General features: G+C 60.3%; 19 protein-coding genes. 5 read left to right on the top strand and 14 right to left on the bottom strand.

The genetic code is table 11. The annotated features are described in order from the left end of the window. Nucleotides 1-41: 41 nt before the first annotated feature. Nucleotides 42-749, bottom strand: coding sequence for a GntR family transcriptional regulator (locus tag Q666_RS39505; RefSeq protein WP_023002539.1), 708 nt, complete (start codon nucleotides 747-749; stop codon nucleotides 42-44). Nucleotides 750-948: 199 nt separating this feature from the next. Here Q666_RS39505 and Q666_RS39500 point away from each other — a divergent pair, with 199 nt between their 5' ends. Beyond that, nucleotides 949-2,409, top strand: a complete 1,461-nt coding sequence (locus Q666_RS39500; protein ID WP_031270023.1) for an NCS1 family nucleobase:cation symporter-1 — start codon at nucleotides 949-951, stop codon at nucleotides 2,407-2,409. A gap of 88 nt (nucleotides 2,410-2,497) precedes the next feature. Here the strand turns inward: Q666_RS39500 and Q666_RS39495 are convergent, their stop codons facing one another. Genes Q666_RS39495 through ftsE form a run of 4 tightly spaced genes read right to left on the bottom strand, consistent with a single transcriptional unit; the run spans nucleotide 2,498 to nucleotide 5,830 of the window. Further along, entirely contained in the window at nucleotides 2,498-3,307 is an 810-nt protein-coding gene (locus Q666_RS39495) for a 1-acyl-sn-glycerol-3-phosphate acyltransferase (RefSeq protein ID WP_228148088.1), read from the bottom strand. A gap of 24 nt (nucleotides 3,308-3,331) precedes the next feature. Continuing rightward, nucleotides 3,332-4,057 (bottom strand): YdcF family protein, encoded by a 726-nt coding sequence (locus Q666_RS39490; protein WP_023002536.1) that lies wholly within the window; start codon nucleotides 4,055-4,057, stop codon nucleotides 3,332-3,334. Between the two features lie 52 nt (nucleotides 4,058-4,109). Further along, nucleotides 4,110-5,162 carry an ABC transporter permease gene (locus tag Q666_RS39485; RefSeq protein WP_031270020.1) on the bottom strand — a complete coding sequence of 351 codons (1,053 nt, stop codon included), beginning with the start codon at nucleotides 5,160-5,162 and terminating at the stop codon, nucleotides 4,110-4,112. 8 nt (nucleotides 5,163-5,170) lie between these two features. Next, nucleotides 5,171-5,830, bottom strand: coding sequence for a cell division ATP-binding protein FtsE (ftsE, locus tag Q666_RS39480; protein ID WP_031270017.1), 660 nt, complete (start codon nucleotides 5,828-5,830; stop codon nucleotides 5,171-5,173). A gap of 194 nt (nucleotides 5,831-6,024) precedes the next feature. Here ftsE and Q666_RS39475 point away from each other — a divergent pair, with 194 nt between their 5' ends. Genes Q666_RS39475 through Q666_RS39465 form a run of 3 tightly spaced genes read left to right on the top strand, consistent with a single transcriptional unit; the run spans nucleotide 6,025 to nucleotide 7,930 of the window. Then, nucleotides 6,025-6,966: a zinc-ribbon domain-containing protein gene (locus Q666_RS39475; protein WP_023002533.1), complete on the top strand. Its 942-nt coding sequence runs from the start codon at nucleotides 6,025-6,027 to the stop codon at nucleotides 6,964-6,966. A 2-nt stretch (nucleotides 6,967-6,968) separates the two neighbouring features. Further along, nucleotides 6,969-7,532: a hypoxanthine phosphoribosyltransferase gene (gene hpt, locus Q666_RS39470; protein WP_035907880.1), complete on the top strand. Its 564-nt coding sequence runs from the start codon at nucleotides 6,969-6,971 to the stop codon at nucleotides 7,530-7,532. A gap of 2 nt (nucleotides 7,533-7,534) precedes the next feature. After that, complete coding sequence (locus tag Q666_RS39465; RefSeq protein WP_023002531.1) at nucleotides 7,535-7,930, top strand: response regulator; 396 nt, start codon at nucleotides 7,535-7,537, stop codon at nucleotides 7,928-7,930. A gap of 344 nt (nucleotides 7,931-8,274) precedes the next feature. Here the strand turns inward: Q666_RS39465 and Q666_RS39460 are convergent, their stop codons facing one another. The 4 genes from Q666_RS39460 to argH all read right to left on the bottom strand — a co-directional run bounded on the left by Q666_RS39460 (nucleotide 8,275) and on the right by argH (nucleotide 14,176). Beyond that, nucleotides 8,275-10,857, bottom strand: coding sequence for a TIGR02302 family protein (locus Q666_RS39460; RefSeq protein WP_023002530.1), 2,583 nt, complete (start codon nucleotides 10,855-10,857; stop codon nucleotides 8,275-8,277). Nucleotides 10,858-10,995: 138 nt separating this feature from the next. Further along, complete coding sequence (lysA, locus tag Q666_RS39455) at nucleotides 10,996-12,270, bottom strand: diaminopimelate decarboxylase (RefSeq protein WP_023002529.1); 1,275 nt, start codon at nucleotides 12,268-12,270, stop codon at nucleotides 10,996-10,998. Between the two features lie 156 nt (nucleotides 12,271-12,426). Further along, nucleotides 12,427-12,627, bottom strand: a complete 201-nt coding sequence (locus Q666_RS39450; protein ID WP_145903830.1) for a lipoprotein — start codon at nucleotides 12,625-12,627, stop codon at nucleotides 12,427-12,429. Nucleotides 12,628-12,790: 163 nt separating this feature from the next. Next, nucleotides 12,791-14,176, bottom strand: coding sequence for an argininosuccinate lyase (gene argH, locus Q666_RS39445; protein ID WP_023002527.1), 1,386 nt, complete (start codon nucleotides 14,174-14,176; stop codon nucleotides 12,791-12,793). Between the two features lie 42 nt (nucleotides 14,177-14,218). Here argH and Q666_RS39440 point away from each other — a divergent pair, with 42 nt between their 5' ends. After that, a complete protein-coding gene (locus Q666_RS39440) occupies nucleotides 14,219-14,881 on the top strand; it encodes a TlpA disulfide reductase family protein (RefSeq protein ID WP_023002526.1) in 663 nt (220 codons plus the stop codon). Between the two features lie 71 nt (nucleotides 14,882-14,952). Here Q666_RS39440 and Q666_RS39435 read toward each other — a convergent pair whose 3' ends face one another. The 5 genes from Q666_RS39435 to Q666_RS39415 form a co-directional block, all read right to left on the bottom strand. After that, nucleotides 14,953-15,165 carry a hypothetical protein gene (locus Q666_RS39435; RefSeq protein WP_023002525.1) on the bottom strand — a complete coding sequence of 71 codons (213 nt, stop codon included), beginning with the start codon at nucleotides 15,163-15,165 and terminating at the stop codon, nucleotides 14,953-14,955. Nucleotides 15,166-15,301: 136 nt separating this feature from the next. Beyond that, nucleotides 15,302-15,562: a hypothetical protein gene (locus Q666_RS39430; protein WP_023002524.1), complete on the bottom strand. Its 261-nt coding sequence runs from the start codon at nucleotides 15,560-15,562 to the stop codon at nucleotides 15,302-15,304. A 300-nt stretch (nucleotides 15,563-15,862) separates the two neighbouring features. Further along, a complete protein-coding gene (locus Q666_RS39425) occupies nucleotides 15,863-16,069 on the bottom strand; it encodes a hypothetical protein (protein ID WP_023002523.1) in 207 nt (68 codons plus the stop codon). 58 nt (nucleotides 16,070-16,127) lie between these two features. Next, on the bottom strand, nucleotides 16,128-17,618 hold the full coding sequence (locus Q666_RS39420) for an AMP-binding protein (protein WP_023002522.1): 1,491 nt from the start codon (nucleotides 17,616-17,618) through the stop codon (nucleotides 16,128-16,130). A 35-nt stretch (nucleotides 17,619-17,653) separates the two neighbouring features. Then, on the bottom strand, nucleotides 17,654-18,535 hold the full coding sequence (locus Q666_RS39415; RefSeq protein WP_023002521.1) for a 3-hydroxybutyryl-CoA dehydrogenase: 882 nt from the start codon (nucleotides 18,533-18,535) through the stop codon (nucleotides 17,654-17,656). Nucleotides 18,536-18,669 lie beyond the last annotated feature (134 nt).

Raw genomic sequence — 18,669 nt, 5'->3', positions numbered from 1 at the left:
GGCTCAGGGACGGCAGTACAGGTCTTGCAGGATGCTAACGCTCAGGGAACACCCCACCAGCGCAATGTCTGCTCGCAATGATATTTCAAGGCTTGCACCGCAGCGGCCTCGTTCCGGGTTTCCAGCGCCTCGATGACCGCAAGATGCTCGTCCATCGCCGAGGCGATCCGATCCGCAAGAAACGGCCGCGCATGCTGGATGACGGCGATCCGGATACGGTTTGCGGCATAGGCAGCCGACAGCAGCGAATTTCCAAGTCCCTCGCCAAGGTATGTGTGCAGGGACAGGTCCACCTCGATCGCCTTGGGCGGCAGGCTGGCCGCAGGCCCCGTCCGCACCTCGTCACGCATGATCTCGTGACGCCGGCGCAAGGCATCCAGACCCTCCAGATTTCCCTGTGATATACGCCGGCGCGCACCTTCCTGGTCCAGCACCAGACGCACGTCCAGACATTCGCGAATGTTGTCCGGGCTAGCTTCCATCACCTGCAAGCCGCGTTTGGGCACCGTCGTCAGGAACCCCTGCGAGCTGGCGTATTTGACGGCTTCGCGCACGGGCGCGATCGGATAGTCCAACTGGTCGACAAGCTGGGACATCGACAGGAACTGGCCATTGCGCAGCGAACCGCTGCGCAAGGCTTCGACAAGCGCCTGAAAAGCCTTGTCGTTCAGCAATTCACCCTTGTTTGCGTCCTTCATTGCAGCTCCGTCGATCCGGTCCGGATGATCGCAGGTTGTCGCCACTGGCATTTCCAAGCAAAGCCGAAAGGACCTGCTTGAAATTCCGTATAGTCTGTTACCTAACATGCTTTGTAAAATGTTAGATGCAAGCACAAACTTTTTGCAATGCACAGCCAAGAGCTTCCTGCGTCCGGGAGAACGCAAGAAGACCTGCGAATGTCCGGAAAAACACCGAAGCCGCCGGGGATGCGGCCACATGGAGGAGACTATGGCGAATTTATCTGGCAAATCGGGTCCGCGAGACGGAGGCCTCTACAACGAGGACCTGGCGCCGATCCCGGCTTCGGAGCGCAAGTGGGGCGCCTTCGAAATCTTCAACGTCTGGAACAACGATATCCAGAGCCTGTTCGGCTACACGCTGGCCGCATCGCTATTCATCACCTATGGCCTCAACGGTTGGATGGTTTTCGCGGCAATCGTGCTGGCCGGTTTCTTCGTCATGGTGCTGGTCAATCTCACCGGCCGCCCGTCGGTAAAGCACGGCGTGCCCTATCCGGTGATCGCACGCGCCTCGATGGGCGTCTACGGCGCCCGTTTCCCGGCGCTCGTGCGAGGTATCGTCGCCATTTTCTGGTATGGCGTGCAGACCTACTTCGCCTCCACGGCAGTTGCCTTGCTGTTCAACACGCTGCTCGGCACTGAGGGTGGCGCGGAATTCCTCGGCATGACAACGGTCGGCTGGATTTCCTATCTCATCGTCTGCGTCTTCCAGGTTGCCCTGTTCATGAAAGGCATCGACTGGGTCGGCAAATTCCTGAACTGGGCAGGTCCGTTCGTCTACATCGTCATGATCGCCCTGTGCCTGGTGATCTGGTGGAAGGCCGGCAACGGCATCTTCTCGGCTCTCGGCACCATCTTCGAAGGCAGCGAAGCAACCGACCCGCGCGGTCCTGTTGCGGCCTTTGTCGCGGTGGTCGGCACGATGATCGCCTATTTCGCCGCCGTCGTGATCAACTTCGGCGACTTTTCCCGCTTCGTGTCGGATGAACGCGCCATGAAGCGCGGCAACTTCTGGGGCCTGCCGGTTTCCATGGCCTTCTTCTCCTTCATCGCCCTGTTCGTGACGGCAGGCACCGTGGTGCTGTTCGGAGAAAAACTGGTGAACCCGGCTGATATTGTCGACCGTGTCGACAACGTCCTGCTGACGCTGATCGCTGCCGTCACCTTCTTTGCGGCAACGGTCGGCATCAACCTGGTGGCAAACTTCATTCCGCCGGCCTATGACATTGCCAACCTCAACCCGGAAAAGATCTCGGCCAGGACCGGCGGCATCATCACCGCTGTCATTGCCTTCTTCATCGGCGCGCTATGGGTGTCGGTCATCTCGAACATTGGCATTGCCGCATTCGTCGATACGCTTGACGCCTTCCTGGCACCGCTCTACGGCATTCTGGTCGCGGACTACTACCTGGTTCGCAAGCAGAACATCGATGTCGAGGCGCTGTTTTCCTCCGATCCGGACGCCCGCTACCACTACAACAACGGCTGGAACATGAAGGCGATCTTTGCCTTTGCCATCGCCGCACTGTTCTCGGTGGCAACCGTTTGGGTTCCGGCCCTGTCGGAACTCTCCGGCTACGGCTGGGTCATCGGCGCGGTTCTGGGTGGTGTGCTGCATCTGGGCCTGATGCGCCTGCAGACGACCGAAGCCGGCAAGACAGCACAATAAGGCAGCCTGAAGACAGGTCCAGGCGATGATATCGCCTGGACCCGTTCAAACTGAAAGACCGTCTCAACGCATTGGGGCGGTCTTTTTTTCAGACCGGCTGTGCCTTGCGGCGCGTGTCGACTTCTGCAAGCACCGGCGAGGGCTTGCGGGCCGTGCGGGCTTCCTCGATCAGCCGATCGCTGGCCGTCTCGATATCCGTGACCATTCTTTCGTAAAAGGCATTGGGCGCCAGGCCCGGCTCGATCGGCGGCAGAATCTCGACAATCACCGTGCCCGGATAGACCTTCCACGAGGCGCGAGGCCAATAGAGGCCGGCGTTGTGAGCTATCGGGACAACCGGACATTTCAGGTCGCGATAGAGATGCGCGATACCGAACTTGTATTTCGGCTCTGCCCCGGCCGGCCGGCGGGTGCCTTCCGGAAAGATCAGGATCTGGCGCTTCTCGGCAATCGCCTCCTTTGCGGCCAGCATCATTGCCGCCAGCGCTTCGGACCGCTTGCCCCGGTTGATCGGGATCTGCTTGAACTTGGCTGTGTACCAGCCGAAAATCGGTATCCAGCGCAGTTCGCGCTTCAGGATGAAGGTCGGGCTTCTGAAGAGGGGGATCAGCGCCACTGTCTCCCAGGCGGACTGGTGCTTCATGGCGGCGATGAAACCGCCGTCAGGCAGGTTTTCCCGTCCCCGGACTTCCACCTTGATGCCCGCAAAGACACGCATCAGCAGCTGCAACACCCGTGACCAGGTCGGCACCACCCACCAGCCCCAGCGCCGCGGCAGCAGCATGACCGGCGCGAACAGGATCATCAGCACGAACGTGACGAGATAGAACAGGATCTGGAAAAGGGTAGAGCGCAGAAAAACCATGGCACCATAAAGACTGGTCGTGGGTGAAGCCACCGCTCGGCCGTGGTCCGACAGCTGTCAGCGCACACCCTGCACGGTAATCCGAAGTCGGGCGAGGATATACTTCACATATTCGCGCATGAGAAGCCGCATCGTTGCCGGTTCCCTGTACCAGCTGTCCAGCTTCAGGTCCTTGGAAAAGACCGGATAGGCAATCAGGGCGACATTCGGCAGGGCACCGGCAAGTTCCACCTTGGCACGCGGCAGGTGGTAGGCACTGGTGACGACCAGGAGGGACGAGAACCCGTTCTTCTTGACCCAGTTGGCTGTTTCTACCGCATTGCCCGCTGTATTGAGCGCGACCCGGTCAAGATCGACACTGTTTTTTTCCAGCGGCATGCTGGACGCAGTAACGGCGGCAAGCTGTTCACGCGTGGTGCCGGGATGAACGCCTGAAATCAGCAACCGGTTGGCACGGCCTTCTTCCAGAAGACGGATTGCCTCGTTGACGCGGGCATGCCCGCCCGTCAGCACGACAATGGCATCCGCATTTGCGGAAGCCGGCACTCTGGCATTGGCAACCTTCTGCGCGAACATGGCAAACTGCCCGACGGTTCCCGCAACAAGAGCCGTGATGACGGCAACGAAAAGGATCCTGAGACCGAAGCGTTTCTTGCGCGCATCACCGCTTGTGGCGTTCCTGCGCGCTGTGCCCTTGTCCTTTGAAACGGACACACGTCGATCGCCGACGACGGAAGAACCGTCGTCCAGAACGGGGTCTAACACTGTGTCAGCATGGGTCATGGCGCGACTATGATAAGTGATTCGGCCAATTTCACGGCATTGTGCGATAAAATCAATCCACTTTTGCCAAATGGGCCTTGACGGCAAGGCCAGAAGTCAGGGCTGTCAGGATCGCGACGAGGAACACCACACCGAATACACCGAGGTAGCCGGGCAGGCTGACGGAGATGCCGCCGAAGAGAGCCGACATCTGGTCCGACCCCGCCTGGCCGGAGCTCTGCCGGGTCAGCATGTCAACCGTCAGAAAGGCCAGGATGGCCGCAACACCGCCGGAAACACCGCCCTTCAGGCCCAGCATCAGGAAGTGGCGCTGGAATTCACGAGCGATGAAACCGTCTTCCGCTCCAACGAAATGCAGAACGGAGACGACGTCCTTGTTGCCGGCCATGGCTGCCTGGGTCGCAAAGACGACGCTCAAGACCATCGAGCCGAGCACAAGCACCATGATAGCAAAGCCGCCCAGCACCACCGCGCCTGCCATGGCCGACAGACGAGACGTCCAGACGGAATGATCGTCGACGCTCGCGCCCGTCACGTTCTGCGAGACCATCGAGCGCAACTGCGACAGGTTCAGAAGTTCCGGATCCCCGACCGTGATCTGAATGAGCCGCGGCACCGGCAGGCCGTCAAGCTGAAGGCCTTCGCCCAGCCAGGGCTCCAGCAATGACTTGGTTTCGGCATCTGACAGGGCCCGTACGGAATCGATGCCCGGAAACTCCTGCGCAAGCGCAACGGCCTTGTCGATCTCCCGCAGCATGTCGACGCCTTCAGCCGGGCGGATCTGAATGGTAATCTCACGCACCAGATCGTTCTGCCACGCATCGGCTGCATCCCACACCACCGACACTGCACCGACCGTCAGACAGGCCAGAAAGCTCATGATGGCCACCACCAGCGTGAGAGCCCGCCCGGCGACTGCCTGTGGCGGAACGATTGCCGCGGAGGGGCGCAACTTGGCATCATCCCCCTGGGGTGCTTCGTTCTTCGGCCTGGGGGCGGCCTTGCGCGCCGGCTTTCGGCCACGCTTCGGTCGTTCGGCTCGCTTGGGCGGGCGAACACTGGCGGCGCTTGCCTGTTTTTTGTCTGTGTCGTCGGACTGAGCCATCATGCCGCCTAATCGAAAATTGAGAGGCGCCCGTCGGCAAGCACCATGCGCCGGGCGTCCACCTGTTCCAGCAGCGCGATATCGTGGGTCGCGATGACGACAGAAGTGCCGAGTTTGTTCAATTCGATGAAAAGGCGCAACAGACGACGAGCAAGTGGCGGATCCACGTTACCGGTCGGCTCGTCCGCGAGCAGCACCTCCGGCCGGGTGATCAGCGCCCGCGCAATGGCCGCACGCTGCTTTTCCCCACCCGACAGCACCGGCGGCAGCACATGCATGCGATCTCCAAGTCCGACCCATTTCAACAGATCAATCACATCGGAGCGGTATTCGGATTCGTCCTTTCCCACCACGCGCAGTGGCAGGGCCACGTTTTCATAGGTTGTCAGATGGTCCAGCAGGCGAAAATCCTGAAACACCACGCCGATCTTGCGCCGGAGCTTTGGCAATTCCTGCTTGTCGATCACGCTCAGGTCGCGGTTGAAAACCTTTATCAGGCCTCGGGTCGGGCGCAGGGACATGAACAGGAGCCGGATCAGGCTGGTCTTGCCTGCCCCCGAGGGACCGGTCAGGAACTGAAACGACTGCGGTTCGATCTGAAAAGTCAGGTCGCGCAGGATTTCCGATCCCATTCCGTATCTCAATCCGACATTTTCGAAGCGGATCACAAAATTACTCCTGTTGATGGCCCGAACGCTATAGCGTGGCCGTTAACGGTGCATTAATCATATAAAGGTCCATTAAGGACCTGAAAGCCCGTCATAGGATTTGCTTGGCCCTTGTCCAATATTTCGTGCCGGATTTCGACCCCCCGGTTCCAAAGTGAACCGCTAGAGCATGCCATGGCGAAAGGTCTTCGCACATGAAGATCAAATGTCCGGACTGCAGTACGTCCTACGAGATTAAGGTAGAGGCGCTTGGCCCGGAAGGGCGTAGCGTCAAATGCGCCAAGTGCGGCAACCGCTGGTTCGTTTCGCCCGACGATGACGAAGAAGGCGATGTTGCGTTCAGCGCAAAGAACGACGTCGACGAAATTGCACCTCCTTCCGTTGAAGAAGATCCCGCACAGGACGAAGCCGATTGGGCAGCCGACGCGGAAGAAGAAACGTTCGACGCGGAAGCGGATGACGAGGACGACGAACCCGAAGCCGCCGTCGCTCCCGAACCCGCAGCCGCCCGTACGGCCAGCGACGAGGCAAAATTCGCTGCGGATCTGAAGGAAGACGCCAGGACCGGTGAGCCCGAAAACAAGGCCGACATCGAATCCATGGCCAAGCGGCCGAAGATCATCGTCAATCCGAACAAGTTCCGGCGGGACCAGATTGGTGCGATCCTCAACTGGATCCTGCGGCGAAATTATCGGCGCATTGGCGGCGTTGCCCTGTTCGGCGTCGCGGTTGCGGCCTGTGTTTTGTTTGTCCTCATGCGAGACTCGCTCGTCAAACAATCTCCTGACCTGGCAAGCCTGTTCCGGATGATCGGGTTTGAAGTCAATCTGCGCGGACTTGAATTCCGAAACCTGCGCACCTTCACCGAGGTCGAGGACGGAAAGAAAGTTCTCGTGGTCGAGGGGTCGATCCGCAACCTGCTTGATGAACTGAACTCGGTGCCCGCCGTGCGCCTCTCGATCCGCGGTGCGGACATGCAGGAAGTTTATGCCTGGACTGTCGAGCCCAGAACAAAATCGCTAAACGCACTGGACGAAACCCGGTTCAGGACGATATTAGCCGACCCTCCGAAAACCGCGTCCGATATCCAGGTCCGGTTTGTTGAACGCGGCCAACGCCAGGTAGTTCTAGAGTGACCATGACATCAGATATCCATACTCTGTTCGATGAAGACGCCATTGCCCAACGTGTTGGCGCGCTCGCAGAGGAAATCGCCGAAGGCAAACCGCAAAATCTTTTGGTTGTCGCGGTTCTGAAAGGCAGCTTCATTTTTGCGGCCGATCTTGTGCGGGCCATGCACCGGGCAGGGCTGCAGCCGGAAATGGAGTTCATGCACCTGTCCTCTTATGGCGCCGGGACTGAAGGCTCCGACACCATCCGGATTTTGCGCGATGTTGAAAGTGACGTTAACGAGCGCGATATTATTTTAGTGGATGATATCCTGGAATCCGGTCGCACGCTCGCCTTCGCGCGGGAGCGGCTGCTGAACAGGGGCGCGCACTCGGTGAAGATCGCAGCTCTGCTGGATAAACCCGAGCGCCGTAAAGCTGCCATATCTGCCGATTATGTCGGTTTTGCCTGTCCTGATAAGTTTGTCGTCGGATATGGTATGGATATGGGCCACGCTTGGCGGCAGTTGCCCTATATTGGATACGTTGTCGCCCCGGACGACGGAGCGGCTGACGGCAACACAGGAGAGTGAGCATGGCTCGCATTCTTCTTACTGAAGACGATGAAGCTGTCCGCAGCTTCGTAAAGCGTGCCCTGGAGCTTGACGGTCATTCCGTTGAAGCGGCCGAGGATGGCGGCGAAGCCGTCGAGGTTCTGACCCGCGAGAAGGGCAGCTTCGACCTGCTGCTGTCCGACATCAAGATGCCCGTCATGGACGGCATCGCCCTGGCTCTGCATACGGCGCGCGACTATCCACGGCTGCCGATCCTCCTCATGACCGGCTTTGCCGACCAGCGAGAACGGGCCAATGGCCTGGAATCCCTGGTCCATGACGTGGTCACCAAGCCGTTTTCGCTGGCCGATATCCGCAAGGCCGTGCGCAACGCCATTTCCGGCGATCTGCCGAGCGAGACCCGCCGCTACGCGTAAGGCCTGCCGCCGCAATTCCGAAACCCAAGACCCCGCTTCGGCGGGGTTTTTGTTTGGGCTGATCACGCCGGTAGTCACCGTATTCCTTCAGAACACAGAGAATTGAGCAAACGGCCATCCTTCGAGACAGCGCTTCGCGCTTCCTCAGGATGAGGGTGATCTTGCGGCAAAGAAATATCCGAATGTGGCTGGGCTCTCCGCGGGGCTTACAAAGGGCCTCACAATCTCATCCTGAGGAGCGCACGTGCGCGCGTCTCGAAGGATGGGCCACAAACACAAACATCACCGTCAAAAACAACTGACCCCGCCGAAGCGGGGTCATGAAACCTTTGTCAGAAACGGGCCTAGTACCGCTTCAGGAGCCGTTCCAGATAATCGAGCTCCAGCTGCGGCCGGGAAGGATCGGAGAAGCGGCGGCGGAGCTCTTCCAGGATCCGGCGCGCCCGCTGAACATCGATCTCGTCAGGGATGCGCACCCGGTTGTTGAAGTCCGGGCCCTCGGTGCGCCGCGGACGGCCAAGAGGGTCTTCGTCCATCGGCGACGCGCCGTTGGGCGATCCCGGGCCTTCGCCCTGACCCATCATCTGCTCCGTCAGGCCCTGCGCGCCGCGCCGAAGGGCATCCAGGGCGTCGCCCTGCTCGCCGAGCGCCTGCTGACCCTGTCCATCCCCCAGGGACTGCTGAGCTTCGCCCATGGACTCGCCGGCTTCACCCAGCGCCTGGTTCTGGCCCATGCCGTTCTGGCTCAGCTGGTCCATGAGTTCCTGCAGCCGCTGCGCCAGGTCCCCCTGGCCCTCCTGAAGCTGCTGAAGCATCTGTTCCAGTTGCTCCTGGGTCAGCTGTTGTCCCTGGCCCTCTTGTTGCTGACCGGGTTGCTGCTGTTGACCGCGACGCTGCTGCTGCTGATCCTGGTTGAACTTGTGGGTTTCATCCATCAGCTGCTGTTGCCGCTGGATCATTTCACCCAGCTGGTTGAGCATCTCCATCATTTCGCTGGACATGCTGTTGGGCATCATCTGCGGCCGGCCTGCTTGCAGGTTTTCCAGCATCTGCTGCATCTGTGCCAGCAACTCGCGCGCAGCATCACGGGAGCCGGTACGCGCCAGTTCCTCGATCCGGTCCAGCATTTCGGTCAGGTCCTGTTCGCTGAGCGTCTGCTGGTTGCCGTCGAAAGGCTGCATGGCCTGCGGGTTCTGGCGCATCTGCTCGGCCAGTGCCTGCATGTATTCGTTCAGGGCTTCCCGCAGTTGCTGGGTCAGCTTGGCGATTTCCTCGTCGCTCGCCCCTTCTTCCAGCGCCTTGCGCAGGGCCTCCTGGGCATCACGCAGCTTGCGTTCTGCTGCGGAAAGGTCACCGTCCTCGATCGACAGGGCCAGGTCCCACAAAAGCGGCAACAGGGCCTTCAGGTCTTCGTCGGTCCTCGCGTTCACCAGAGAGCCGTAGGCAAAGCGCATGCCCAGATAGTTGCGCGGCTTGAAGTCGAACATTTCCGGCGCCAGCATCAGGGCGTCGAACGCGATGATGACCTCGCTCTGGCTTTCGGCATCAAGCGCAAGATTACGGCGCTGTTCGACAACAGCGCGGGCCAGAGGCTTGCCGAAGCGTCTCTGGGGCAGGGTAATGCGGTACGCGGGCGATTGCCCTTCCTGACCGGCCTGGTCACGTGCCAGCAGCGACAGATTGACTTCAGAACCGGCCCAGGGATGCGACGTCAGGTCCCGGATGGTTTCCGCCGTCTTGGCTGTGCCGGCGCGCGGCGGCAGTGAAAGCGGGAACTGGGGTGCCTCCACAAGCGGGCGCGGAGCCCGGTTGTTGTTGTCCGGATCAGGCAGGGGCGCGATGCGAGCTTCAGCGGCCACAACGCCATAGTCGTCATTCACAAGATAGGAAAACTTGAGCGCACCGCTGAGCTGTTCTTCAGGATCGTCCGTCAACCGGATGTCCGGTGCATCGTCCGGCTTCACCGCGAAGACGTAGCTCAGCATCGGCTCTTCGCCGTTGAGCAGTTCGACGATACCGGTGGTTTCCAGCTCGAGCCGGCGTTCAACCGGCAAAAGCGTTTTCAGATCCGGATCTTCCGTTTCTGTCCCAAGTTCAGGTTCGATCACCTGAGGCTCGGTATCTTCCGCACGGGCGTAGGTCATCTTGAGATCACGTGCGCCTTGCGTGCGGACCACAAGTATCGACCCTTCCGGCACGGAGATCGGCGCACCCGGGTCGCGCAACTGGGCGCTTTCGCCCGTCAGGTAAATCGGTGGCTCGCTGGTATAAAGCGGCGGCGTGACCCAGGCATCGAGACGGCTGGGCGGTTCCACTGTCTTGAACGGGTTCTGAAAGGCCGAGACCAGCCGGCCGAAGTGATCGCCACTGGCTGTCGAAAACCCGATCAGAAGCACACTGGCGGCCAGGACACGAAGCGCCCAGGGATCGCGTCGGAAGGCCTGCGGATCCGGCGCTTTCGAACGGATCGCGGCGACTGCTTCGGCTGTGCGGCGCTGATGCAGGGCCCAGATCGCCTGGCTTTCGCGATCGCTCGCACCGACCGACAATTCGTCTTCAAGCGTTGTCAGTGGACGGTGGGTACGGCCTGAGGATTTCTCGACCCGGGAGAGCGCATCCTCGCGCGTCGGCCAGGCAAGGTGGAAGAGATCCCGCGCCGCCCAAAAGGTGGCGGCAGCGAATACCAGAAGCCCGAGCGGGCCTGCCCAGGCAGGAAGAACCAACCACAGACCAAGCCAGGAAACCCCGACAAACAGGCCGAGTACCACCAGCACCGGAAGCAAAGCACGCCACAGGCGTTCGATGAACAAGGCACGGCGGCTTTGGCGCACCAGGCTGTCCAGCCGGGATCGGATCAAGGCCCGCCAGCCGTAGGTCTCGGAAGAAATCTGCCGTTCTTGATCGGGATCGCTGTCGCTCGGGCTCAATGGCACCTCCGGTTTTGCCCCCCGAACTGCCCGTTTCTCCGGAAACGCAGCCCGCTGGACCTGCCCACCATACAACAAGGTGAGGCATAGCGGGCTGTCCGGCAACCTGTCGGTTCAACTAATTGTCAGCCGATCTGTTCACGAACCCTTGAGCCAGTCCGGAATCCGGTCCAGACCGAGCAGGTCTTCGTAGCTGGTCCGGGGCCGGATAACGGCAAATTGGTCTGCATTTACGAGCACTTCGGGCACCAGAAGCCGCGAATTGTAGGTGCAGGACTGGACTGCGCCATAGGCGCCGGCCGAATAGACCGCCAGCATTTCCCCGGCTTCTACCTTGGGCATATCCCGGTTCTGGGCCAGAAAATCACCGGTTTCGCACACCGGACCGACGATATCGGCCTTGATTCGGTCTGTTTCTTTCCCCGGTTCGCGCACCGGGCGAACCTCGTGATAGGCCTCGTAAAGCGTCGGACGGATCAGGTCGTTCATGGCGGCATCGACAATAACAAAATTCTTGTCGGCGCCTTCCTTCACATAGACGACTTCGGTGACCAGGATGCCGGCGTTGCCGGCAATCATGCGGCCCGGCTCGAACATGACCATGCAGTCCAGTTCGCGCACATGCTTCTTGACCACCTGGGCATAAGCGTCCGGATGCGGCGGCGGATTGTTATCGGTGATATAGGGGATGCCCAGTCCGCCACCGAGATCGACATGGTCGATCGTGTGGCCTTGCGAGCGCAGATCCGTGATCAGCTCGCCCAGCCGCGCAAATGCGTTGTCGAAAGGCTCCAGCTCCGTGATCTGCGAGCCGATGTGCATGTCGATGCCGGTGACCTTGATACCGGGCAGAGCCGCTGCCTCGGCATAAACGTCACGTGCACGCTGCCAGGGAATACCAAACTTGTTCTCGGCCTTGCCGGTCGCAATCTTGGCATGGGTCTTGGCATCGACGTCCGGGTTGATGCGCATGGACACCCGTGCGGTCTTGCCCATTGCAGTGGCGACCCGTGAAAGCTGGCGCAACTCGGGCTCGGACTCCACGTTGAAGCACAAGATGTCTTCCTGAAGCGCGTAGGCTTGTTCGGCCTCGGTCTTGCCGACCCCGGAAAAGACGATCTTCGACGCGGGAACGCCCGCAGCCCGTGCACGGCGCAACTCGCCTTCCGACACAACGTCCATGCCGGCGCCTAGCTGTGCAAGCGTCTTCAGGACCGCCTGGTTGGAATTTGCCTTCATCGCATAGCAGACCAGCGACGGGATATCGCTGAACGCGGCGGCAAACACCTGGTAGTGACGGGTGAGCGTTGCCGTGGAATAGCAGTAGAACGGCGTGCCGACTTCACGCGCGATCGTCTCGATCGCCACGTCTTCGGCAAACAGCTCGCCATTCTTGTAATCGAAGTGATGCAAGGGACGGCCCTCATGCGGCTGGATCAGGTTCAGGGCCGGTCGGTGTTACCAGACCGTGCGGAAGCTGATCGGCATTGAAACGATGGAGCGTATCGGTTGCCTCGGCAGAGCCGGCTTGCTCCGATGCGCAGCCGGCTCTGCCGCTGCGCGCATGGTTTATCGGATCATGAAATCCAGGAAAAAGGGCTTGTCGCTTTGCGGCGCTTCCGGCTGAACCGGTGCTGCCACAGCGGGATCAACCGCGGCGTCCGCCTGCTGCACAGGCGCTCCCGGGTTTTCCAGTCCGCCCTTGCGGCCACACCCTGCCAGGGTCACGCTCAGGCAAAGACCGACCAGAGCCAGGGTTTTGAACCGCATTGTCATCACCATCATGCCTTTTTGGATCGACTGCCCCGCGTCCGGGCGGACACGGGAGTTCTTACAAAGTCACATACCGGTCCTTCTCCTCGCATGACACGGCGCGTTCGGCAAGACCAGTTCGCGCGGTGTGTTGCGGGGAAAGCCGACCTTCAATGGGCCATCAGGCCTTGGCCAGCTCTTTCAGCCAGCGGCGTGCCTGCTTGCGTACGTTTACCGGCGAGGTGCCGCCATAGCTGGTTCGGCTGCGTACGGATTTGTCGACGGACAGCACCTGGAAGATCTCGTTGGTGATCTTCGGCTCCACCGCCTGCATCTCTTCCAGCGAAACCTTGTGCAGTTCGATGCCCTTCTCGACGGCAATCGCCACGATGCGCCCGGTCACGTGGTGGGCGTCGCGGAACGGCAGACCGAGAACACGAACCAGCCAGTCGGCGAGGTCCGTTGCAGTCGAATAGCCAGAGCCTGCGGCCTTCTTCAGCGCCTTGGTGACAGGCTCCAGATCGCGGATCATGCCGGTCATGGCCGCAAGAGCCAGGGAAACGCTGGCCAGGCCGTCGAAAGCCTGCTCCTTGTCTTCCTGCATATCCTTGGAATAGGCGAGCGGCAGGCCCTTCATCATCACCAGAAGCGCTTGCAGGGAACCGTAGATGCGGCCCGACTTGGCACGCACCAGTTCCGCCGCATCCGGGTTCTTCTTCTGCGGCATGATCGACGAACCGGTCGAAAACTTGTCCGACAGTTTCACGAAGCCGAACTGCGCCGAGCACCAGATGACGATTTCCTCGGCAAGGCGCGACAGATGCATGGCGGTGAGAGATGCCGTCGCCAGCGCCTCGATGACGAAATCACGGTCGGAAACGGCATCGAGCGAATTGGCAGACGGACGGTCGAAACCGAGCGCCTTGGCGGTCATGTGCCGGTCGATCGGAAAGGACGTGCCGGCTAGCGCCGCGGCACCAAGCGGGCATTCGTTCATGCGCTTGCGCGCATCGCGTACACGGCCCCGGTCGCGGCCGAACATTTCAACGTAGGCCAGCATGTGGTGTCCGAAGGTCACCGGCTGGGCCGACTGCAGGTGCGTGAACCCGGGCATGACGTCGGCAGCATGGGTTTCCGCCTTTTCCGCCAGGGCCTGCATCAGCTCACCCAGCTGGTCGTCGAGTGTATCGAGCGTGTCGCGCACCCACAGGCGGAAATCGGTCGCCACCTGGTCATTGCGTGAGCGCGCCGTGTGCAGGCGTCCGGCAGCCGGGCCGATCAGCTCAGCGAGGCGCGCCTCGATGTTCATGTGGATGTCTTCAAGCGCGCGGGAAAACTTGAATTTGCCGCTTTCGATCTCTGACAGGATTGTGTCTAGACCTTGAACGATCTTGTCGGCATCGTCCCGCGTCACAATGTCTTTTTCCGCGAGCATGCGCACATGGGCTTTCGAGCCGTCGATGTCCTGCTTATATAGCTTCCGGTCGAAGTCGATGGAGGCGTTGATCTCCTCCATGATGGCGTCCGGTCCCTCAGCGAACCGGCCTCCCCACATGCGATTGCTCATGTCCTGTCCCTTAGAAGGCGCCCCCTTGCGGGGTGTGAACGAATGACAAAGCCAACCGAACCAGCGAAAACCAACAGACGCGGCATTGTTGCCGCCGGGCTTGCGGGTGCAGTGGCCGCCGTAGCGGCTCTATACGTGATCGCTGGACCGAATGGCAACATCGCCGGTGCGCAAAGCTGTTCGGCTGCGCTCGATTTTGCGGCGGCGGCCAAGCCTTTTGCCACTGGAGAAGTGGCCGCCTTCCTTCCGGCAAGTGCTCCGCTGGACCTTCAGCACCTGACCTTCAAGGGGCCTGACGACCAGCAGATGGCGTTGTCGGACTTCGGCGGCAAGACAGTGCTCCTCAATCTCTGGGCAACATGGTGTGCCCCGTGTCGCAAGGAAATGCCGGCCCTGGACGAGCTGCAGGCGGAGATGGGAGACGACAATTTCGAGGTGGTTGCGGTCAATCTCGACCGGGGCGGACCGGAAAAGCCGAAAGACTTTTTGAACGAGATCGGCGTCGGCAATCTCGCCTTCTATCAGGACAGTTCGAACGATCTTCTGAAGGACCTTCGCAAGGTTGCGCGGGCAACCGGTTTGCCGACAACCATTCTGGTTAGCCCGAAGGGCTGCGAGATCGGCACCATGTACGGCCCTGCTGAATGGGCCTCCGGCGAGGCCAAGGCGCTTATTAAAAACGCAATGGCGGCCCCGGACGCCTGACGTCCGGCTGCCGCCAGAAATATCAAGATCATCAGCCCTTTCGAAGCCGGTGGAGGTGACCCTCCGCCGGATCAGACGCTGATGTCGACCGCGTTGCCCAGACCTGGAATGCGGCGCGACTCGCGCCGGTCTTCTTCCTGGGTTGCCTGGGCCTGCTCCAGCCGCTCGGCAACCTGGCGTTCCTGCTGGTTCTGGTCCTTTACCGCATTGGCAGCAAGTTCGCTGCGAACACTTGCAGCGCTGTAGGCGGCCGAGGAAGAGGAACTGTCGATAGCACTCGGCATGATGGGTTACTCCTTCGCCGTGGTGATGAGGCTTGTCCGCAGCCTTTAGTCACCCGTCATCCTTGCAATCGGGCAACTCGGCTTTTTGTTCGTTCGTCTTATGCTTCCAGTCGGCTTATCCGGAAGATGCGTCACATCAGGCCAGGATGTTGACCTGTAATCCGACACCATCTTCCAGCCGACGCGTTTCCGCGCGATTTTCCAGTTGCTCAGCTTGCCGGCTCAGGAATTCTGCCCGGTTCGTGCTGAAACTCGCCTGGCGTTGCGCAATCACGGCTGCAGCTTCGGAGCGTTTGGTCTTGAACGCTTCGGCTTGTTCTGCAACCTGGCCCGCACGCGTGTTGGCCTGGTTCGGCTGATACGCCTGGGATGCTCCATATCCTATTGCTTCAGGCATGGTCGTTCCAATCCTTGGATACGATTTCAAACTTCATCTTGTATGAAATACCTGAATTCAAAGGTAAATTTCCAAAAAAACTCTCAGAGTTGCTGACTCAATTACTGAATTGATCAGAATATTTTTCTTAAAACTTTACGTAATTATGGATAAGCATCTGAAAGACAGGAACTTTCAGAAGCATCTTTCGAGAGGCGCTTTTCAGGCTTCACCCGAAAAAAGACACCCGGTGGAGCAACGAAAACGGCCCGTGCGGGGTAAATCCGCACGGGCCGTTAACAAAACTGCAAAGGAACGGGATCAGGCGCTGACGTCTACCCGTCCGCCGAGACCGGGAGGTGGTGTGGCCTGTTGAGCCTGAAGATTGTCAGCCCCTTGCTGCAGCAGCGCCACCAGATTGGCGTCCTGCTGGGCGGCCATCTTCATCATCTCTGTCTGAAGCGTCTGGGCTGTCTGTGCCTGGGTCTGCGCAACGAATGTCGTGGCGATGCCAACGCTGTCCATCATTAACTCCTGAGGTTGTGGCCACCCTAACCCCCTACCCTTAATCAGGCGTTAACGAATGTCAGTGCCCTTCCCGCAAGACACTGCGCCGGACCTTGCCGGACGGTGTGCGTGGCAACTGTTCCAGCACCTTGTAAACCTTGGGACGCTTGTATTCCGCCAGGTTTTCTGCCGCATGAGCGGCAAGACGGTCGGCATCCAGCTGTCCGGGGAGGGCCGGCACCACGAAGGCCGTTATCAGGCTGACACCTTCGCGCGCAGGCACCGCCGTCACGGCCACTTCCTGCACCTGCGGGTCAGCTGCCAGCACCCGCTCCACTTCTTCCGGAGCGACCCTGTAGCCGAAAGCGTTCATCAGATCGTCAGCACGGCCTTCGTACCAGAAATAGCCGTCTTCATCCGTACGCGCCCTGTCGCCGGTCAGGAACCAGTCGCCCCTGAATGCGGCCGCCGTTTCCTCGGCACGGTTCCAGTATCCCAGCATCAGGCCCGGTTCATCCCTGTGAACAGCCAGAAGCCCTGTCTCCGTTCCGGCCACCGGCACCGGCGTGTCATCCAACTCGCTGAGAATGGAAACCTTCCGGCCTTCCTGGGGTTTGCCCGGAGAACCCGGCTTTACCGGAACGCTGGGGCTGCTGGAGAGATAGGTGGAGATCTCGCTCATGCCGAGCGCTTCATAAAGTTCGCGGCCGGTGCGTTCCCTCCACTCCCGATAAAGACTTGCCGGAAGCGCTTCTCCGGCCGTCAGGCCGTGGCGAAGGTCGGGAAAGGAGGCGGGCGTAACAGCGCCATACTTCAGGATACGCCGGTAGAGACTGGGCACGGCCGCAAACAGCGTCGCCCTTGTGTCTGTCATCAGGTCCGGCCAGAGGTCCGGGTCTCGAGGCCCGTCATAAACAACACTGGTCGCACCATTGGCCCAAGGGTCCATCAAGCCGGCACCCAGCGTATAGGTCCAGTTGAATGCTCCGGCATGAAGCAGTCGGTCGGAAGCGCCGATGCCATACCAGCCGGAATACATGGGCCGGCGCGCACTGGCGGCGCGCTGCGCATGCAGGACGCCCTTCGGCGTGCCGCTGGTACCGGACGTATAGACAAGAAAAGCCGGGTCGTCAGCGTGGGTCTCCGCAAAGTCTCCCGGCTCTGCCTGCTTCAGTTCGACCAAGGCCTCTGGACCCAGCAACGTCGCACTGCCCGCGTTCGGCAGCACAGTATGTCCGTCGTGCAGCACCATCCGCGCGCCGCTATCGGCCAGGATCGCGTCAGCTTCGGATGCAGTAAGTTGGGAAGACGTCGGGATCGGCACGAAACCACCCGCAATCGCCCCGAAGAACGCCAGCGGAAAATCGCTGGAGTGACCGATCCTGAGAAGGATACGGTCACCGGACGAAAGATCCGTGGCGCGCAAACCCGCGGCAACCGAAAGAACGGCCCGCGTCAGCGAGCCATAGCTCCATGTTTCCAGAAGGGCGCCACCGGCCCCGACCAGTTCCAGCGCCGTCTTGCCCGGGTCCGGGGCGGCGCTGGTCAGGCAATAGCGGGCTAGGTTCATCGTTACCGGGGCTTCTGCGGTGGCTGGCGAACCGATTACCGGGTCGGAACCGGGTGTTCGCCGCGGTAATCATAAAACCCGCGTTGGGTCTTGCGGCCGAGCCAGCCTGCTTCAACATATTTCACGAGCAGCGGGCATGGACGATACTTGGTGTCCGCCAGACCTTCGTAAAGCACCTGCATGATCGACAGGCAGGTATCGAGACCGATGAAATCCGCAAGCTGCAGCGGCCCCATCGGATGGTTGGCCCCGAGACGCATGGCCTTGTCGATGGAATCAACAGAACCGACGCCTTCATAGAGCGTGTAGATTGCTTCGTTGATCATCGGCAGAAGGATACGGTTGACCATGAAGGCCGGGAAATCCTCTGCGACGGCAATCTGCTTGCCGAGACGGACGCAGAACCCTTTCGAGGCTTCGAAAGTCTCGTCTTCTGTGGCTATTCCGCGCACCAGCTCGACCAGCTCCATGACCGGAACCGGGTTCATGAAGTGGATGCCGATGAAGCGTTCCGGACGATCGGTCGAAGCGGCAAGACGCGTGATCGAGATCGACGAAGTGTTGGTCGCCAGGATCGCTTCGGGCTTCAGGATCGGGCAAAGCTGCGAAAAGATCTTGCGTTTGACCTGCTCGTTCTCGACGGCGGATTCAATCACCAGATCTGCATCACGCAGAAGATCGAGATCTTCGGCTGCCTTGATGCGATCCAGCGCCGCGTTGCGCTCTTCCTCGGTGATCATGGACTTGGACACCTGGCGCGCCAGGTTGCCGTTGATCGAAGCCAGGCCGGATTCGATCCGTTCCATGGAGAGATCGCTCAATCCCACGTCGAAGCCCGCAAGTGCACACACATGCGCAATGCCGCTGCCCATCTGACCAGCGCCGATTACGCCGACTTTCTTGATTTCGACTGCCATCCTGAAAATCCGATCTTTAGAAAACATCCCGATTGGACGGGTTGCGGCTATTTTTGGCAAGTCTTGCGCCGAACAGCAAGAACCCCGGAGCGAAAACTGTTATTCGCCCCGGGGTCCGTGATCAATTTGCCGCA

Origin of the sequence: Labrenzia sp. C1B70 (assembly GCF_000475395.1) — a bacterium.
Taxonomy (GTDB): Bacteria; Pseudomonadota; Alphaproteobacteria; order Rhizobiales; family Stappiaceae; genus Roseibium; species Roseibium algicola.
Note: the sequence above shows the minus strand (reverse complement) of the source record. Positions and strands in the feature narration are given on the sequence as shown.

Coding starts and splice junctions, on each gene's coding strand:
- Q666_RS39505 (WP_023002539.1), bottom strand. CDS start 749: ATGCCAGTGGCGACAACCTGCGATCATCCGGACCGGATCGACGGAGCT.
- Q666_RS39500 (WP_031270023.1), top strand. CDS start 949: ATGGCGAATTTATCTGGCAAATCGGGTCCGCGAGACGGAGGCCTCTAC.
- Q666_RS39490 (WP_023002536.1), bottom strand. CDS start 4,057: ATGACCCATGCTGACACAGTGTTAGACCCCGTTCTGGACGACGGTTCT.
- Q666_RS39485 (WP_031270020.1), bottom strand. CDS start 5,162: ATGGCTCAGTCCGACGACACAGACAAAAAACAGGCAAGCGCCGCCAGT.
- Q666_RS39475 (WP_023002533.1), top strand. CDS start 6,025: ATGAAGATCAAATGTCCGGACTGCAGTACGTCCTACGAGATTAAGGTA.
- hpt (WP_035907880.1), top strand. CDS start 6,969: ATGACATCAGATATCCATACTCTGTTCGATGAAGACGCCATTGCCCAA.
- Q666_RS39465 (WP_023002531.1), top strand. CDS start 7,535: ATGGCTCGCATTCTTCTTACTGAAGACGATGAAGCTGTCCGCAGCTTC.
- Q666_RS39450 (WP_145903830.1), bottom strand. CDS start 12,627: ATGCGGTTCAAAACCCTGGCTCTGGTCGGTCTTTGCCTGAGCGTGACC.
- argH (WP_023002527.1), bottom strand. CDS start 14,176: ATGAGCAATCGCATGTGGGGAGGCCGGTTCGCTGAGGGACCGGACGCC.
- Q666_RS39440 (WP_023002526.1), top strand. CDS start 14,219: ATGACAAAGCCAACCGAACCAGCGAAAACCAACAGACGCGGCATTGTT.
- Q666_RS39435 (WP_023002525.1), bottom strand. CDS start 15,165: ATGCCGAGTGCTATCGACAGTTCCTCTTCCTCGGCCGCCTACAGCGCT.
- Q666_RS39430 (WP_023002524.1), bottom strand. CDS start 15,562: ATGCCTGAAGCAATAGGATATGGAGCATCCCAGGCGTATCAGCCGAAC.
- Q666_RS39425 (WP_023002523.1), bottom strand. CDS start 16,069: ATGATGGACAGCGTTGGCATCGCCACGACATTCGTTGCGCAGACCCAG.
- Q666_RS39420 (WP_023002522.1), bottom strand. CDS start 17,618: ATGAACCTAGCCCGCTATTGCCTGACCAGCGCCGCCCCGGACCCGGGC.
- Q666_RS39415 (WP_023002521.1), bottom strand. CDS start 18,535: ATGGCAGTCGAAATCAAGAAAGTCGGCGTAATCGGCGCTGGTCAGATG.